The organism is Vagococcus penaei (assembly GCF_001998885.1).
GTDB lineage: Bacteria > Bacillota > Bacilli > Lactobacillales > Vagococcaceae > Vagococcus > Vagococcus penaei.
Genome location: NZ_CP019609.1, coordinates 520,120 through 538,067, shown reverse-complemented (window position 1 = coordinate 538,067; position 17,948 = coordinate 520,120). Strand labels below are relative to the sequence as shown.

The 17,948-nt window shown below is 35.6% G+C and carries 12 protein-coding genes and 1 pseudogene; all 13 read left to right on the top strand.

The window, feature by feature from the left end; translation table 11 throughout:
- The first annotated feature begins 67 nt into the window (after positions 1-67).
- The 13 genes and pseudogenes from pyrH to BW732_RS02455 all read left to right on the top strand — a co-directional run bounded on the left by pyrH (position 68) and on the right by BW732_RS02455 (position 17,715).
- Positions 68-790: a UMP kinase gene (gene pyrH / locus BW732_RS02515; RefSeq protein ID WP_077275315.1), complete on the top strand. Its 723-nt coding sequence runs from the start codon at positions 68-70 to the stop codon at positions 788-790.
- Between the two features lies 1 nt (position 791).
- Positions 792-1,349: a ribosome recycling factor gene (gene frr, locus BW732_RS02510; RefSeq protein WP_077275314.1), complete on the top strand. Its 558-nt coding sequence runs from the start codon at positions 792-794 to the stop codon at positions 1,347-1,349.
- Positions 1,350-1,504: 155 nt separating this feature from the next.
- Positions 1,505-2,299 (top strand): isoprenyl transferase, encoded by a 795-nt coding sequence (locus BW732_RS02505; protein ID WP_077275313.1) that lies wholly within the window; start codon positions 1,505-1,507, stop codon positions 2,297-2,299.
- Positions 2,299-3,087 carry a phosphatidate cytidylyltransferase gene (locus BW732_RS02500; RefSeq protein WP_077275312.1) on the top strand — a complete coding sequence of 263 codons (789 nt, stop codon included), beginning with the start codon at positions 2,299-2,301 and terminating at the stop codon, positions 3,085-3,087. The genes BW732_RS02505 and BW732_RS02500 overlap by 1 nt, the downstream gene beginning before the upstream one ends.
- Before the next feature lie 34 nt (positions 3,088-3,121).
- A complete protein-coding gene (gene rseP / locus BW732_RS02495) occupies positions 3,122-4,396 on the top strand; it encodes an RIP metalloprotease RseP (RefSeq protein WP_077275311.1) in 1,275 nt (424 codons plus the stop codon).
- A gap of 22 nt (positions 4,397-4,418) precedes the next feature.
- The gene (locus BW732_RS02490) at positions 4,419-6,119 is read left to right on the top strand and encodes a proline--tRNA ligase (protein WP_077275310.1); all 1,701 of its coding nucleotides are present in this window, start codon (positions 4,419-4,421) and stop codon (positions 6,117-6,119) included.
- An 82-nt stretch (positions 6,120-6,201) separates the two neighbouring features.
- Entirely contained in the window at positions 6,202-10,542 is a 4,341-nt protein-coding gene (locus BW732_RS02485; RefSeq protein WP_077275309.1) for a PolC-type DNA polymerase III, read from the top strand.
- 97 nt (positions 10,543-10,639) lie between these two features.
- Complete coding sequence (locus tag BW732_RS02480; protein WP_077275308.1) at positions 10,640-11,077, top strand: hypothetical protein; 438 nt, start codon at positions 10,640-10,642, stop codon at positions 11,075-11,077.
- A 123-nt stretch (positions 11,078-11,200) separates the two neighbouring features.
- Positions 11,201-13,537 (top strand): HAD-IC family P-type ATPase, encoded by a 2,337-nt coding sequence (locus tag BW732_RS02475; RefSeq protein WP_077275307.1) that lies wholly within the window; start codon positions 11,201-11,203, stop codon positions 13,535-13,537.
- 48 nt (positions 13,538-13,585) lie between these two features.
- Positions 13,586-14,893 carry a diaminopimelate decarboxylase gene (gene lysA / locus BW732_RS02470; RefSeq protein ID WP_077275306.1) on the top strand — a complete coding sequence of 436 codons (1,308 nt, stop codon included), beginning with the start codon at positions 13,586-13,588 and terminating at the stop codon, positions 14,891-14,893.
- A 138-nt stretch (positions 14,894-15,031) separates the two neighbouring features.
- Positions 15,032-15,367 (top strand): metal-sulfur cluster assembly factor, encoded by a 336-nt coding sequence (locus tag BW732_RS02465; protein WP_077275305.1) that lies wholly within the window; start codon positions 15,032-15,034, stop codon positions 15,365-15,367.
- Positions 15,368-15,903: 536 nt separating this feature from the next.
- Positions 15,904-16,755, top strand: a pseudogene (locus BW732_RS02460) (integrase core domain-containing protein).
- Between the two features lie 249 nt (positions 16,756-17,004).
- A complete protein-coding gene (locus BW732_RS02455) occupies positions 17,005-17,715 on the top strand; it encodes a hypothetical protein (RefSeq protein WP_077275304.1) in 711 nt (236 codons plus the stop codon).
- The last annotated feature ends 233 nt before the right edge of the window (positions 17,716-17,948 follow it).

Here is a 17,948-nt window from a genome sequence, read left to right as displayed (position 1 = left end):
TTTTTTAGACAAAATTCATAAGAATCATCGTGTTTTTAAATTAAGTAATAAGCGGAGGTAAACAAAAATGAATAAACCCAAGTATCAACGAATTTTATTAAAAGTAAGTGGCGAAGCTCTTGCAGGTGACAAAGGTTTTGGCATCAGCCCAGCAATTGTAAATGAACTAGTTAAAGAAATTAAAGAAGTCCATAGTTTAGGGACACAAATTTCAATTGTTGTTGGTGGAGGAAATATCTGGAGAGGAACAATTGGCGCAGAAATGGGTATGGAACGTTCTCAAGCGGACTATATGGGTATGTTAGCGACAGTTATGAATGCACTTGCGTTACAAGATACTTTGGAAAATTTAGGTGTGCCAACGCGAGTTCAAACATCGATTGAAATGCGTCAAATAGCTGAACCATATATCAGACGCCGCGCCATTCGTCATTTAGAAAAAGAGCGTGTCGTGATTTTTGCTGGTGGTACAGGTAATCCATATTTCACTACGGATACTACTGCTGCATTACGTGCTGTTGAAATTGGAGCAGATGTTATTTTAATGGCTAAAAATAACGTTGACGGTGTTTATTCTGCTGATCCAAAACTGGATAAAACAGCAACTAAATTTGAAGAATTAACTCATTTAGATGTGATTTCAAAAGGTTTGTCTGTCATGGATTCTACAGCAAGTAGTTTAAGTATGGATAATGATATTCCATTAGTTGTCTTTAACATAAATGAACCAGGAAATATTAAACGTGTTGTATTAGGTGAACAAATCGGAACAACCGTAAGGGGGAAATAATATGCAAACAATGATTTTAAATGATGCAAAAGAAAAAATGACGAAAACTGAAGAAAGTTTACAACGTGACCTTGGTCAAATCAGAGCTGGTCGTGCCAATGCTAGTTTATTAGACCGCATCACTGTTGATTATTATGGTGTTGCCACACCGTTAAATCAAATGTCATCAATTACGATTCCAGAAGCAAGAATCTTAATGATTACGCCATTTGATAAATCAATTATTGGTGATATCGAAAAAGCTATTTTAACTAGTGATATTGGGATTAGTCCAGCTAATGATGGAACAGTTATTCGTTTGGTAATTCCACAATTAACAGAAGAACGCCGTAAAGAATTAGCTAAAGAAGTTGGAAAAAATGGTGAAAGTGCTAAAATAGCAGTCCGTAATATTCGTCGCGATGCTATTGATGAATTGAAAAAATTAGAAAAATCAAAAGATATTACAGAAGATGATTTACGTGGCTTAGAAAAAGACGTTCAAGCATTGACTGATGCGAGTACTAAAAATATCGATGCGATTATCGCAGAGAAAGAAAAAGAACTTTTAGAAGTCTAGATTTTATGAACAAAAGTCGTAGTTTTGACTACGGCTTTTTTCTTTTTATTAGTTAAAGTTTAAAAAACTCCTTAATTATCGTTTTTTTATAGGCTTTTTTACAAGTCTTTGCTACAATAATAAAGATGGTCTAAGTCTTTTTTAGGGGGCTTCTTATGTTAAATTTTTTAAATAAAAAGAAGAATAATGAAAATGAGCAGTTGTTTGATTGTCATAAACCAATTCCTCAACATATTGCTATTATCATGGATGGCAATGGGCGTTGGGCAAAAAAAAGGTTTATGCCACGTATCGCAGGTCATAAAGAAGGTATGAGTAATGTTAAGCGTATTACAAAGCACGCAAGCAAATTAGGTGTTAAAGTCTTAACGTTGTATGCTTTCTCAACAGAAAATTGGAAACGTCCCAATGATGAGGTCGATTTTTTGATGCGCTTACCGGTCGATTTTTTTGATGAATTTGTTCCAGAACTCATTAAAGAGAATGTCCAAGTTAAAGTAATGGGGTATACAGATTACTTACCAAAACATACTCAAAAAGCAGTTGAAAATGCCATTGAGCAGACAAAAAATAATACTGGAATGATTTTAAATTTTGCCTTAAATTATGGTAGTCGAGCAGAAATTTTAACCGCTGTTAATCAGATGATTTCTGATGCGAAAGAAAATCGCATTAAGGAAGAGATTACAGAAGAAATTTTTTCTGACTATTTAATGACAGGTACATTAGACCCATCATTAAGAGATCCAGAATTATTAATCCGCACAAGTGGTGAAGAAAGAATTAGTAATTTTTTATTATGGCAAATTGCCTATAGTGAACTTGTTTTTACCAATGAGTTTTGGCCAGATTTTTCAATCGAAAACTTCGAACAGGCAATTGGTCTATTTCAGACACGAAATCGCCGATTCGGTGGTTTAAATGAAACTAGTAAAGGGGATGGAAACTAATGCGACAACGCGTTATTACAGCAGTTATTGCGTTAATTCTTTTTATTCCATTGATTATAATTGGTGGAATTCCGTTACAATTAGTAGCAGCTCTACTTGGAGCTGTTGGAGTGTATGAGTTATTCAATATGAAAGGGTTAGAGTTAAAAAGTTTTGAAGGTGTACTGGCTTTATTGGCAGTCATTTTTCTTATTCTAGGTGGAACAGATTCATTAAATTTTTTACCTAATTCTTTTGATTCAGGTTCGTTATTCTATTTACCAATCATGGGAATTTTAATGCTGTCAGTTTTTTCTAAAAATGCTTATACGTTTGATGAAGCAGCATTTCCTGTTTTAGTCAGTTTATACGTCGGTATGGGGTTTAAAAACTTTGTATTAGCACGTGAGGCGGGTCTAAGTATTTTATTATTTGCTTTATTTGTTGTTTGGGCAACAGATATTGGCGCTTATATGTTTGGCGTGAAATTTGGTAAAAATAAATTGGCTCCACATATTTCTCCAAATAAATCAATTGAAGGAGCACTTGGTGGGATTTTAAGTGCAGTTGTGGTAAGTTTTGTTTACTTACTATTTTTCCCATTCAATTATTCACTTATCGTTATGATGGTGCTCACTGTACTTTTTTCAATTGTTGGTCAAATGGGCGATTTAGTCCAGTCGGCTTATAAACGTCATTATGGATTTAAAGATTCAGGAAATATTTTACCAGGTCATGGTGGGATTCTAGATCGCTTTGATAGTTTACTTTTTGTTTTTCCGCTAATGCACCTATTCGGATTATTTTAAACGTGACATATTAACTTATAGAAGGGATTACTGAATGAAAACATTTATTACATTTATATTCGTTTTTGGTTTAATCGTCCTTGTCCATGAATTTGGTCATTTTATTTTTGCCAAACGTGGTGGAATTCTTGTTCGTGAGTTTTCAATTGGGATGGGACCAAAACTATTCTCACACCGGGTTAACGGTACAGCTTATACAATAAGGTTATTACCAGTTGGGGGCTACGTGCGTATGGCAGGTGCTGGTGATGAAGATGTTGAATTAGCACCAGGTATGCCAGTATCACTTGTTTTAAATGAACACAATGAAGTGGTACGAATTAATTTAAGTAAAAAGATTCAATTAGAAAATAGTATTCCTGTTGAAATTTTAGAAACTGATTTAGAAGATAAACTGTTTATTCGAGCGTATGAAAATGGCAATGAGATGCAAGAAAAAATCTTTGCTGTGAATCATGATGCAACGATTATTGAGGAAGACGGTGTGGAGATTCAAATCGCACCAAAAGACGTACAATTTCAATCAGCGAGCTTAGGCCGTCGCTTAATGACTAATTTCGCTGGTCCGTTAAATAATTTTATTTTAGCTGTGGTTTTATTTATTATTGTGGCATTTATGCGCGGTGGTACTTACGCTCCTAGTACGGTTATTGGTGGTGTGATTCAAGATAGTCCTGCTGCAGTTGCTAATATTAAGCCTGGCGATAAAGTTACTAGTATCAATGGTGAAAAAGTAAGTAATTACAACGAGATGACTAAAATCATCTCAAATAATGTTGATAAAAAAGTTGCAATGACGCTTGAAACTGAAAAAGGCAAAGATAAAGACGTAACGATAACACCGATGAAAAGTGAAACCGATGATAAAAAAGGTGTTATCGGTGTTAATATGTCAAATGAATTAGTACCTTTATCATTTTTTGGAAAAATTAAAGAAGGCTTTATGCAAACAGCCGCTAATTCACTTTTAATTTTTAAAGCGCTAGGTGATTTAATTACAGGATTTAGTCTGAACAAACTAGGCGGTCCAGTGATGATTTTTAAAATTTCTGAATCAGTATCACAAAGTGGACTCATTGCAGTTTTATCATTTACGGCAATGCTATCCGTCAATTTAGGAATTATGAACTTAGTTCCATTACCTGGGTTAGATGGTGGAAAAATTATTCTAAACTTGTTGGAAGGGATTCGTGGTAAACCACTAAGTCAAGAAAAAGAAATGATGATAACAATGGTTGGGGTTGTTGTCTTGGTTGTGTTGATGGTCGCTGTGACATGGAATGATATTCAACGTTTCTTTATTAGGTAAGAGATAACTTAGGAGGAGTTAAATGAAACAGTCAAAATTATTCATGCCGACACTGAGAGAAGTCCCAAGTGAGGCTGAAGTTATCAGTCATCAGATGTTGATACGTGGCGGATATATCAGGCAAGTAGCGAGTGGGTATTATAGCTATTTACCATTGGCTTATCGCGTGATAAAAAAAATTGAAACCATGATGCGTCAAGAATTTGATGCCATTCATGCAAATGAAGTTTTAATGCCTGCGGTGGTACCCGCAGCTTTATGGAAACAATCAGGTCGTTATCAAACATATGGTGATGACCTTTTAACCTTTACTGACTCGGCTGATAAAGAATTTATTTTAGGACCAACTCATGAAGAAACATTTACTAGTTTGATTACGTCTGATATCAAATCTTATAAGCAATTGCCCTTAGCGCTGTATCAGATTCAAGCAAAGTATCGTGATGAAAAGCGTCCGCGTTCTGGGTTATTACGTGGCCGTGAATTTATCATGAAAGATGCGTATTCTTTTCATGAATCAATTGAAAGCTTAGATGAGGGTTTTCGTGAATTTGAACGAGCCTATACAACTATTTTTAATCGCTGTGAGCTGACTTATCGAGTAGTGATTGGGGATGGTGGTGCTATGGGTGGTCAAGAATCTAAAGAATTTATTGCGTTATCGGAGATTGGTGAAGATACCGTTGTTTATTCTGATGTCAGTGATTACGCAGCTAATTTAGAGATGGCTACGAGCCTGTTTAATCCTAAAAAATCTTATGAGTCACTTATTGATAGTGAAAAAATTCAAACGCCGGGTGTTAGGACGATTGCAGAGTTATGTGAATTTTTAGACATCAAACCTGAAAAAACTGCAAAATCGCTAGTGTATTTAGCTGATAGTAAACCAGTTTTAGCATTGATTCGTGGTGATCATGAATTGAATGAAGTTAAGTTGCTCAATTACTTAGGTGCCAAACAACTTAAACCTGCTGATGAACGAACGGTTAAAAAATATTTTGGCACGGAATTTGGTTCAATTGGACCAATTGGCGCAGATGAACGCGTACGCTTGGTTGGAGATTTATTTATTCAGCAAGCTGAAAATATTACCGTTGGTGCAAATGAAACTGACTATCACTTAACGAATGTTACGCCTAGTCGTGATCTAAAAACGATAGACTATGTGGATTTACGGCTAGTGACTGAAGGTGAAGTCTCACCTGATGGTCAGGGTATATTAAAATTTGCTAAAGGTATAGAATTAGGACATATCTTTAAATTAGGCACTTTTTATAGTGAAAGATTTGATGCAAATGTTCTGAATCAAAAAGGTCGTCAAGTACCGATTCAAATGGGATGCTATGGTATTGGTATTAGTCGGTTACTAGCTGCGATTGTTGAGCAACATGCCGATGAGACAGGAATTATTTGGCCGGAAGCAGTAGCTCCTTTTGATGCTCATATCATCCCTATTTGCGCGAAAGATGAAAATCAATGGCAATTAGCAAATGAAATTGCAGTTGAACTAGAAAATCAAGGCAAAGATGTGTTAATTGATGATCGTAATGAACGAGCAGGAGTTAAATTTAAAGATGCTGATTTGGTTGGTGCACCATTTCGAATTATTATCGGTAAAAAAGCGGAGGAAGGTATCGTTGAAGTCAATATCCGTAAAACTGGTTCGATTTTAGAGGTCCGTAGGGAAGAATTATTGGAAACGATTAAGATTTTAAATCATTAAAATAAATTTGGTTTTAGCATATAAAACGTGTGCTAGAACCTTTTTTCATGTAAAATGGGTAAGGAAAGTGAGGGGGACAATTGTGTCATTAAGTCCAAAAGAGTTATTTGATAAATTATTGCAACAGATTGGGTTATGGGAAGAAATTGACCAGTACCCCATCTTAAAGCAAGGGGAAATAAAAAAAGTAACCGTTCATAAGCAAAGTCGTTTATGGTCATTTAATCTTTTTTTTCCAGCTATTCTACCACTTGATACTTATCAAACGTTTAGCCAAAATTTAGCGATGGCATTTAAGCATATTGCCAATATTAAGCTATCTATTATTACAAATGAGACAGTTGAAGTAACGGAAACACTTATTCAACAGTACTGGACAAAAGTGCTACAAGCAGATAATTGTCTTAGTCCTGTGGTCAGTCAAATACTATTAAAGCAAGTACCAAGTTACACGGATAAATGTGTAACCGTTGCGGTTGAAAATCAAGGGATGCAAGAGTATTTAGCGCAACAATATTTCCCAATTATTATTGCTAATTATCAAGAGTACGGCTTTCCTAAGTTAGCCTTTAAGGCAGTTATTGATGAACAACAAGCAGAGCAAAAACAACAAGCTTTTCGTGAAAAACAATTAGAGCAAACAGAACAACTTATGAGGCAAGCTGCGGAAGCTATCGAAAAAAATGAAAAGCAACGGCAACAGCGCGATCAAGATGTACCTGCTTTAGAAGGGCCAATACAATTAGGTCGTTCGATTCCGGTGGATGAACCAATTACACCAATGGGGAATATTTTTGAGGAAGAACGCCGAGTGACGATTGAGGGTTTTGTCTTTGATAAAGAAGTTAGAGATTTACGTTCAGGTCGTAAAATCTTGATTATTAAAATGACAGACTACACATCTTCTTTTTCAGTTAAGAAGTTTTCCAATAATGATAAAGACGTCGCCGTATTTGAAGCAATTAAAAAAGGTAGTTGGTTACGCGTTCGGGGAAGCATTCAGGAAGATACATTTATGCGCGATTTGGTTATGAATTGTCAAGATTTATTAGAGGTGAAGCATGCGACTCGTCAAGACACGGCACCAGCTGGTGAAAAACGTGCGGAGCTACATTTACATACTAATATGAGTACTATGGATGCAACTAATAGTGCGACCGATTTAGTTGCGCAAGCAGGTAAATGGGGCCTCCCTGCTGTCGCTATTACTGATCACAGTGGCGCACAATCCTTTCCTGATGCCTATCATGCTGGACAAAAGCATGGCGTTAAGATTTTATACGGAGTTGAAGCTAATATTGTGGATGATGGTGTGCCAATTGCATATCATCCAAAACATGAGCATCTAAGTGATGCAACCTATGTTGTGTTTGACGTGGAAACAACAGGCTTATCAGCGGTGTATGACACGATTATCGAGTTAGCAGCGGTTAAAATGCACAAAGGTAATGTAATTGATACGTTTGAACAATTTATTGACCCTGGTCATCCCTTGTCTCAAACGACAATTAATTTAACGGGAATTACAGATGAAATGGTCCGTGGCTCGAAGTCTGAAAAAGAGGTTTTAGAATTATTTAAAACATTTTGTGGCGATAGTATCTTAGTTGCCCATAACGCAAGCTTTGACATGGGATTTTTAAATACAAGTTATGAAAAATATGACATGCCAGAAGCCCCTAACCCTGTGATTGATACGCTAGAGTTATCACGTTTACTTCACCCAGATATGAAGTCACATCGTTTAAATACGTTGTCGAAAAAATACAATATTAATTTAGAACAACATCACCGTGCGATTTATGATTCGGAAGCAACCGGTCAATTGTGTTGGATTTTCTTGAAAAAAGCCAAAGAAGATTTTGGCGTTGAGTATCATGATGAATTCAATCAACATATTGGTGAAGGAGACGCGTATAAGCGGGCACGACCATTCCACGCGGTTATCTTAGCTCAAACCCAAGCTGGTTTAAAAAATCTTTTCAAGTTAATATCTCAATCAAATATCAATTATTTTTACCGTGTTCCTAGAATTCCGCGATCACTATTAAGTCAGTACCGTGAAGGCTTATTAGTTGGCTCGGCTTGTAGCAAAGGTGAAATTTTTGAAGCAATGATGCAAAAAGGGGTCGAAGAAGCTAAAAAGCGGGCGAAATTCTATGATTATATTGAAATTATGCCTAAACCCGTCTATGCGCCATTAATTGAGGCCGAATTGGTAAAAAATGAAGCGGATATGGAAGATATTATTAAAAATCTTGTTATGATTGGTGATGAGTTAGATAAACCGGTTGTTGCTACCGGTAATGTTCACTATATCAACGAAGAAGATGCGATTTATCGTAAAATTTTAATTAATTCAATGGGTGGAGCCAATCCTTTAAACCGTCAGTCACTACCGAAAGTTCATTTTAGAACGACTAATGAGATGCTTGATGAGTTTAGGTTTTTAGGTGCAGAACGTGCCAAGGAAGTTGTGGTGACGAATTCGCAAAAAATTGTGGATATGTGTGACGATGTTGTTCCAGTTAAAACGGATTTGTATACACCAAAAATTGAAGGATCAGAAGATGAGATTACTAATTTAAGTTATACCGAGGCCCATCGACTATATGGTGAAGAATTACCTGAAATTGTTGAGAAGCGAATCGAAAAAGAGTTAAAAAGTATTAATGGTAATGGTTTCTCCGTTATCTACCTAATCTCGCAAAAATTAGTTCATAAGAGTTTAGAAGATGGGTATTTAGTTGGGTCCAGGGGCTCAGTTGGGTCTAGTTTTGTTGCAACAATGACGGGAATTACTGAAGTTAACCCTTTACCACCACATTATCGTTGTCCAAGTTGTTGCTATTCAGAGTTTTTTGAAGACGGTTCTTATGGATCAGGTTTTGATTTACCTGAAAAAGAGTGTCCAAAATGTGGTCATCGTCTAGCAAAAGATGGTCATGATATTCCGTTTGAAACGTTCTTAGGCTTCCATGGCGATAAAGTACCCGATATTGATTTGAATTTTTCGGGAACCTATCAACCGCAAGCGCATAATTACACTAAAGTTTTATTTGGAGAAGATTATGTTTTTCGTGCCGGGACAATTGGTACCGTTGCTGATAAAACAGCATTTGGTTTTGTGAAGGGCTATGAACGGGATAATAATCTGAATTTCCGAGCCGCTGAAGTTGACCGTCTAGCGAAAGGTTCAACTGGCGTGAAACGAACGACTGGACAGCATCCAGGGGGAATTATTGTTATTCCAGACTATATGGATGTTTATGATTTTACGCCGATTCAATACCCAGCCGATGATCAAAATTCTGAATGGAAAACAACACATTTTGATTTTCATTCGATTCATGACAATGTTTTGAAACTCGATATCCTAGGACATGATGATCCAACCGTTATCAGAATGTTACAAGATTTATCGGGAATTGACCCGAAAACCATCCCAACCGATGATCCTGATGTGATGCGTATTTTTGCTGGACCTGATGTATTGGGCGTTAATGAAAAAGATATCTATTCAAAAACAGGTACACTCGGAATTCCTGAGTTTGGAACAAAATTTGTTCGTGGCATGTTAGAACAAACTAAACCAACGACATTTGCTGAGTTACTCCAAATTTCTGGACTATCCCATGGGACTGACGTGTGGCTAGGTAATGCAGAGGAACTTGTGAGACGTGGTGAAGCAACTTTAGCGAAGGTAATCGGTTGTCGTGATGATATTATGGTCTACTTGATGCATGCTGGTTTAGAAGATGGATTAGCCTTTAAAATTATGGAAAGTGTTCGTAAAGGTAAAGGGATACCAGATGATTGGCAAGCAGCTATGCGTGAAAATAATGTTCCCGAATGGTACATTGATTCTTGCTTGAAAATTAAGTATATGTTCCCGAAAGCCCATGCGGCAGCTTACGTTTTGATGGCCTTACGGGTTGCATACTTTAAAGTCCATTTTCCAATCCTTTATTATGCAGCTTACTTCTCAGTTCGTGCCGATGATTTTGATATTGTCGCTATGAGCCAAGGAAAAGATGCTGTCAAAGCACGCATGAAGGAAATCATGGATAAAGGTATGGATGCATCAACGAAAGAGAAAAACTTACTAACTGTTTTAGAATTAGCGAATGAAATGTTAGAACGTGGATTTACGTTTAAAATGATTGATTTATATAAATCAGATGCTGAAAATTTTGTCATTGAAGGCAATAGTTTAATTGCGCCATTCCGGTCGGTACCAAGTTTGGGAGCTAACGTAGCAAAACAAATTATGGTTGCTCGTGAAGAACAACCATTCTTATCAAAAGAGGATTTAGCTAATCGTGGAAAAGTCAGTAAAACAATTATTGAGTATATGACTGAAAATAGCGTTTTAACTGATTTACCAGATGAAAATCAACTATCACTATTTGATATGTTATAAAATCACATAAAAATTGATAAAAATTTGAAACAGTAGTTGGCTTTATTGGACAAACAGTGTAAAATGGATACGGTAAGTGAAACAAGGAGGAAGTTTGATGAAGAAACCAAATACGGGATATTACATTCGTATGATTAATAGCATTGTTACTGAGTCGGAAAATATCGGTGAAGAGATGAATGCATCATATGAAGTTGTACGTCAATCCATTGATAACAATACATTAGATAGCTTAAGTCAAGAAAAGTTAAGTGAAATATATAGTATTTTTTCTCAAGGGACTGTTAAATACGATGTACTAATGGACGAAATTAATAAGTTAAAAGCGCCTGTTAAAGTCCTAGGTATTCATAAAAAATTTGAAAAAGCATTCAGTCACTATGTTGCTGGTTGCAAAGAGATGCTTAATTCAATTTTAGTTGATGATGCTAAAGTTGATGTGGAAGCTTTCAATGCATCTGAAGCGAAACAAGATGAAGCGACAGATGAAATTGCTTTTAGTATTCAACGTATTACCCAATTAATTGTTAAATAAATGGATTGACAGATGGTATCATTTTCTAAGTAAAGTGATACCATCTGTCTTTTTTGTTTAGAAAATTAGTAAAATCTGCTATTCTAAAGGTATCAAATAGTGTGAAAAATGAGGGATTTATGTATGAGTCAGAAAACTAATTACCCCGGACTAAATGAAGAAGATGTGTTACGTCGAGTTGCTTTAGGTGAAGTGAATCAAGCGATTCCAACAACAACTCGTAAATTAAGTCAGATTATTTTAGATAATAGTGTGACCCTTTTTAATCTAATTAACCTTATTATTGCTAGTTTTATTATTTATACTGGTAGCTATAAAAATTTACTTTTTCTAGGAGTAATTATTACCAACACCGGTATCGGAATTTACCAAGAGTTAAAGGCGAAGAAAAATATTGATTCGCTAACGTTATTACATCAACCTAAAGTCGACGTTATTAGAAATTATCACGTCGAGACCATTTTCCAAGATGAAGTTGTTAAAGATGATTTAATTGTTATTCGTCGTGGGCAACAAATTATTGTCGACGGTGTCATTATTGATACGGAGGGGTTAGAATGTGATGAATCGCAGATTACTGGTGAATCATTGCCAATCCCTAAAAAAGTTGGTGATACAATGTATTCCGGTAGTTTTGTGATTAGCGGTCATGGCATTATGCAAGCTGTCCATGTTGGGCAAGAGAGCTACTCGTACAAATTAACCGTTGAAGCTAAGCAAGACACTGGAATTTATAGTGAGTTAATTCAAATGATGAAAAAGCTCATTCGTTTATTAAGTTTTGTGATTATTCCAGTTGGTGCCATTCTGATGATTAGTAGTATTTTAAATGGGACGCATTTGGATGAAGCGATTCTAGGTAGTACGGCAGCAATCATTGGGATGATACCTGAAGGATTAGTTTTGCTAACGTCGGTTGCTTTGGCTGTCGGTGTCATTAAGCTAAGCCAACAAAATGTTCTCGTGCAAACAATGGGCTCAATTGAAACACTGGCTCGTGTAGACATTCTTTGCTTGGATAAGACAGGAACTTTGACAAGTGGAAAACTTCAAGTGACAGAGTATGAGGTCATTCAAAGTGTAACTGCCGATTTGTCATTTGAAACATTAGTGGGAACGATTATTTATCGTTTAAACGAAGACAATGCAACAGGCCAAGCCTTGATGTCATATTTTAGTGAGTATTCGTCAGATTTGGTGACCACAAAGCAGGTTCCTTTTTCTTCCGCTAGAAAGTGGAGTGCCGTTTCTTTTGCTAATTTAGGTAATTTTTATATGGGTGCGCCCGAATATCTATTTTCAACATTTACTGAAAAACAACAAGCAAAAATGTCAGAGGCCATGAGTCAAGGATTACGGATTATTGCGGTAGCACACAATCAATCAACTGAGCTATCTAATGATTTACCAGAAGATTTAACGTTAGTTGGGTTTATCTTTTTAGAAGATGAAGTTCGTCCGGAAGCACCACAAACACTTGCCTACTTCCGACAACAAGCGGTTGAGGTATGTATTATTTCTGGTGATCATCCAGAAACGGTTAGTCAAATTGCGGCTCGAGTAGGAGTGAGTGAAGCCGATAAAAAAGTCGATATGACGCAAGTTACAGACGACGAAATTCCAGAATTAGTCAAACATTATCGGGTCTTCGGTCGTGTGTCACCAGAACAAAAACGTTTGCTTGTTCAAGCTTTACAGGACGAGGGACATGTGGTTGGAATGACTGGTGATGGTGTGAATGATATTTTGGCTTTAAAAAAGGCCGACTGTAGTATTGTGATGGCTAATGGCAGTGACGCAGCTAAGGGAATTGCCGATTTTGTGTTACTAGATTCTAATTTTGATTCAATGGTAAATGTCGTATTAGAGGGACGTAAAGTCATTAATAATATTCAACGAGTAGCGTCGCTTTATTTGACCAAGACGATTTATTCAATGGTTTTGGCCGCTGTCTTTATTTTTCTATCAACTTCTTATCCATTTCAACCGATTCAGCTGAGTCCAATTAATGCCTTAACAGTAGGGATTCCGTCTTTCTTTTTAGCATTAAGACCGAATACTGCGCCAATCAAAGGTAAATTTTTGAAAAATGTGTTTGAGCCAGCTTTAGCGAGTGGGTTCAGTGTGGTCATAATGACGCTGATAACCGAAGTTTTTGGCCGATTAAATCAATGGAGCTATGCTGAAAAATCAACTGTTACCGTTTGGTTAACTGGAATTGTTTGTTTTGTGGCACTTTCTTATATTGCCCGACCATTAAGTCGTAAGATCCAACTCATGATAGGTAGTCTATTTGCTGTTTTCTTGATTGTCTTTGTGTATGGACAACAGATATTTTCACTTGTATCATTAGTCAATATTCGCTTAATGGTACTCTACTTACCTTTAACCCTAGTCGCTTACCCACTTTTTTATAGCTTAAAAAGTATTTTCCATAAACTATTGGGGAAATTAAAATAATATGATAGAATGATTAAAATTATGTCAATTAAAGGGGATGAATGAAGGATGTCACACTTATTATTTGGAACAAGCCAACTTACAGAGGATGGCCAGTTGAAGATTGGTGGTTGTTTGGCGACTGATTTAGCTAAGACTTACGGTACACCACTATTCGTTTATGATGTAGCAAAAATCAAAGAAATGGCGCGTGGCTTTAAACAAACATTTACTGAACTAGCTGTTCCACATAAGGTGATGTATGCGAGTAAAGCATTCTCTTGTCAGGCAATCTATCAATTATTAGCAAAAGAAGGTCTAGGATTTGATGTCGTCTCTGCCGGTGAAATCTATACGGCATTGTCTGCTGGGGTTAGTCCGTCTGATTTAGAGTTTCATGGTAACAACAAAACACCAGATGAACTGACTTATGCAATCAACGAAGGTATTGGTACAATCGTTGTGGATAATTTTTATGAACTTAATCTAGTTGCAGAGATTGCCGAAGCTAAGCAACAAACACAACAAATCTTATTACGCGTGACACCAGGTGTTGACGCACATACTCATGATTATATTTTGACAGGTCAAGAAGATTCTAAATTTGGCTTTGATGTTAAAAGTGGTCAAGCTGATCAAGCACTACAACAAGCACTGACGCATCAATCACTTCAAGTTGCTGGTGTACACTGTCATATAGGTTCTCAAATATTTGATACCGCAGGATTCACAGCTGCTGCTGAGCGTATGATGGCCCTATTAATCAAATGGCGTGAAGCATATGACTATACAGCGACTATTTTAAACTTAGGTGGTGGGTTTGGTGTTCGTTACACTGAGACGGACACACCGTTACCACCACAAGATTATGTAACCCATGTCGTATCTGAGGTTAAAAAATTAGCATGTGCGACTGATTATCCACTACCAATTATTTGGATTGAACCAGGTCGTTCGATTGTGGCTGAAGCTGGGACAACGTTATATACGATTGGTTCACGAAAAGACGTCCCAGGGATTAGAAAGTTTGTTGCAGTGGATGGTGGTATGGGCGATAATATTCGTCCAGCATTATATCAAGCAAAATATACAGGATTATTGGCTAATCGTGCCTTAGAACCAGCGACAGAAACAGTGACCATTGTTGGCAAATATTGTGAAAGTGGTGACCGATTAATTGAGTCAATTGACTTACCACATGCTGAAGTTGGCGATTTGTTTGCCATGCTAACAACTGGGGCTTATGGTTACTCAATGGCTAATCATTATAACCGAAACCCAAAACCAGCTGTCGTTTTTGTGGAAGATGGACAAAGTAAATTAGCTATTCGTCGTGAAACATTAGTCGACTTAATCATGCTCGATCAACAATTATAATTGATAAGATACTGGAGTAGTCACCGTAATTGTGGCTACTCCAGGTTTTTTATAGAGAAAATGTCCAGTGTTTGATGATTTACAAACATGAAAAACTCAGTTATGATTAAGAGGATTATAAGTAGGAGGTTACTTAACATGAGTGAACAAAAATGGACAACAGAAGAACTTGGAGCAATCCAAGAAGATATATTAGCTGCCTTAGAAACCGTCATTGATCCTGAGTTAGGCATTGATATTGTTAACTTAGGGTTGATTTATGAAGTTAACTTAGCCGAAAATGGTTACTGTGAAGTTAAAATGACATTGACAACTATGGGCTGCCCTTTAGCAGATGTCATCACAGAAGAAATCCATCAAGCATTACGTGACATTGAAGAAGTCAAAGAAGTAGAAGTAAAACTAGTGTGGTACCCGGCGTGGACGACTGATAGAATGAGCAGATATGCTAGGATTTCGTTAGGGATTAGATAAGAATTACAGAAACAATTATAGGTTATTTGATTAACAGTGTGGTGAGTGAACTATATTCACCGAATACAGTGTCCAAGATAAATTTCTCATAGTTTGGATTACTGACTAAAAGAGTCAAATATTGAATGACTACCAAATTAAAATTACAAGAATTAATACACTCTTTCGTTAACTAATAAGTTAATGGAGGAGTTTTTTTGTAACGTTTACTATTAAAGGGTTTGTTAGAGTAACTAGTAATTGGAATAGAATTATAGATTTATCTAAAAAATACAAAAATATAAAAAAGTAATTACTGGATATGATTAAATCTATTTACAATACGTGGTATTTTTTTATTTTGAGTAGTCTTAACTACACAATTTCCAATAAGTGATTTAAAGGTGTTGAATAATACTTTGGATAAATTAAGTGCTCAAGATAACAGTTATCCACAATTAAAAGAGATGCTTAATGAATATGGATAGGTTACACTTAGTTGAACAAAAAAGATAAGGTGTTTATACTTAATAAAAAACAGAGTAGGTGCTTATCTCATGATAACTAATAGAAAAACAAGACGGACATTCAAAGAATCATTTAAGAAACAAATGGTGGAACTCCACAAATCAGGAAAACCTAGAAAAGATATTTTAAGAGAATACGATTTAACACGATTAACCTTTGATAGATGGGTGAAACAATATAATCAATCAGGGTCATTAAAAGAGGAAAATAATTTGACACCAGAAGAAAAAGAATTGTGTGAATGACGAAAACTAAATAAAGAGCTGATGGTGGAGAATGATAGTTTAAAGCAAGCAGCGCTGATAGTCGGACGAAAGTAGAAGTTGCTAGGAAAAACTCAATTTTGTTTCGAGCTATACAAAACTGATATTTAAACCTCAAGTAACTAACAAAAATGAACAGGAAATCGTTAATATTTTATCACGTCAATTTGATAGAACGAAACTTATCGAAACTTTAGTGACAGATTTAACCTATGTTAAAGTAGACCAAAAATGGCATTACGTTTGTTTTATTCTTGATTTATTATATAGAGAAATAGTTCGATATTCCAGTGTTCCTACAAATATGTGGACCTTGTATTACAGGCAATCGGAACGATTGAACAACCATTAGATGATGTTGAAATTTTTTATACAGACCGTGGAAAAGAATTCGATAGCCAAAGTATTGACGAATTATTAGATGCATTTAAGATTAAACGTTCTTTATCACGTCCAGGTTGTCCCTATGATAACGCCGTGGCAGAAGCAACTTATCGAGCCTTTAAGATTGAGTTGATTCACCAACAATCTTTTGATTCCTTGTTTGAATTACAGTATGAGTTAATGGATTATGTCAATTGGTGGAACAAGTTTAGAAAACATGGAAAACTTGGGTAGCAATCCCCGATTAATTATCGCTTAGATTGGGAATAGTTAAATAGTTTCCTTCAAAAGAAAATGTTACAACGAGGTTTTAAACCAGTATAGAATAGCTAGTCATAGTGTTTTAAATATTATTATGTGGAATGATAATATTTAAATACTGTGGCTTTTTTATATATTTTCAGTTATTTTAAATTAAACTTTGATATACTAATTGTTAATGAACTAATTTAGATTAATAAGTGTTTTTTTGGAGGAGAAATAGTGAATAGTACTAATGATATTGAGAAGATAAAAAGTGAGTTAGAACACATAACACTTGTACCAGCACTAGAGTATTATGATAATCCTTGTTTAATAATATTGGATGCTGTGATGTCACGTTCACGAGTATATGAAAAAACAGTAGTCCCTAAAATCAAGTATTTTAAAGAGAATTATTCAGATATCAATACCCTTGAAAAATTAATAGATACGATAGAAAGAGACGGACCTGAAAATTTTGCTCCTAAGTATTTAGATTACCGTTTCAAGCAACTGGGACAAGTGCTATTAGATACGGCAATGGTATTTAATGACAACAAGTTAGGTATTGATGATTTAGAATCAATGAGATTATTCGCTGAAAGTCCTAATTTTTATAAAGACATTCAGAAAGTAAATGGTATTGGAATAGCAACAGCTAGATATTTAGCAATTCTGTTAAACGTAGATACCGTAAAACCTGATGTTCATATACTTAAATTTATTAGCAATGCACTAGGCAGAAAAGTAAAAGAGCAGGAAGCCATTGATTTATTAACGTTTGTTGCTAAGGAAATGGACACACCTGTTGCAATCATTGATAATTCAATTTGGCAATACATGAGTAATCCAAATAATACCGATATTAAATCAAAACTGCAAAATATGTCACTTGAGGAGTTATTTGTTATAAAAGAATATGTAAAAGATTTGATTGAGAAGAAAAGTTAAGTATCCAGGTACTGGAAATGACCTAATAATTGATAGTTCATATGCCAGAAGAATAACGAAGTTTATAAAAGATAATTATGTATAAATTTAAAGGGGTGTATTTGTTGAAGGTGTTTTGGTCAGTAATAATAGTTCTGTCATTAGCAATAATAACGAGGTACTTTAAGAAAAATTACGTTGGATTTTTAAAATGGGTTAATCGTGTTTCGTCAAGAAAAATCAGTGAGAAGAAA

Coding starts and splice junctions, on each gene's coding strand:
- BW732_RS02500 (WP_077275312.1), top strand. CDS start 2,299: ATGCGACAACGCGTTATTACAGCAGTTATTGCGTTAATTCTTTTTATT.
- rseP (WP_077275311.1), top strand. CDS start 3,122: ATGAAAACATTTATTACATTTATATTCGTTTTTGGTTTAATCGTCCTT.
- BW732_RS02505 (WP_077275313.1), top strand. CDS start 1,505: ATGTTAAATTTTTTAAATAAAAAGAAGAATAATGAAAATGAGCAGTTG.
- BW732_RS02480 (WP_077275308.1), top strand. CDS start 10,640: ATGAAGAAACCAAATACGGGATATTACATTCGTATGATTAATAGCATT.
- pyrH (WP_077275315.1), top strand. CDS start 68: ATGAATAAACCCAAGTATCAACGAATTTTATTAAAAGTAAGTGGCGAA.
- BW732_RS02465 (WP_077275305.1), top strand. CDS start 15,032: ATGAGTGAACAAAAATGGACAACAGAAGAACTTGGAGCAATCCAAGAA.
- BW732_RS02490 (WP_077275310.1), top strand. CDS start 4,419: ATGAAACAGTCAAAATTATTCATGCCGACACTGAGAGAAGTCCCAAGT.
- frr (WP_077275314.1), top strand. CDS start 792: ATGCAAACAATGATTTTAAATGATGCAAAAGAAAAAATGACGAAAACT.
- BW732_RS02475 (WP_077275307.1), top strand. CDS start 11,201: ATGAGTCAGAAAACTAATTACCCCGGACTAAATGAAGAAGATGTGTTA.
- lysA (WP_077275306.1), top strand. CDS start 13,586: ATGTCACACTTATTATTTGGAACAAGCCAACTTACAGAGGATGGCCAG.